Source organism: Sphingomonas sp. P4_D12 (assembly GCF_056401895.1).
This window is the reverse complement of the sequence record NZ_JBFUIL010000032.1, coordinates 1-353: the sequence shown is the minus strand read 5'-3', so window position 1 is coordinate 353 and position 353 is coordinate 1. Positions and strand designations below refer to the sequence as shown.

Below are 353 nucleotides of genomic sequence, written 5' to 3'. Positions count from 1 at the left end.
GTCACGGTCGACATCTCGGGCGCGAGCAGCTCGGCCGGCGGTGAGGGCATCTTCGTTCGCGATACGGCCGCAGGCGGCAATATCAGCGTCACCACCGGCGCAGTGACCGCGCTGACGGCGGGCAAGGACGGGATCGACGTTCAGGCGCAGACGCTGACCGGCAATGTGACCGAAGTAGCGAACGGCGACATCAACGCGGGCAATGCCGGCATGGTGGCGGCGATCCTCAACGCGGCGGGCACCGGCAATATCGACGTGACCGCCAACGGCGCAATCACCGCGCGGTTCGGCATCGACGCCGAGAATTTCGGATCAGGCAATACGACGGTCACCACCGTCGGCCCGGTCAATGT

At 66.3% G+C, this 353-nt stretch carries 1 protein-coding gene; it reads left to right on the top strand.

What is annotated here, in order from left to right; genetic code table 11:
- Positions 1–353: hypothetical protein (locus AC1DSD_RS22460; protein WP_478033210.1), on the top strand; the 353-nt coding region annotated here is incomplete at both ends.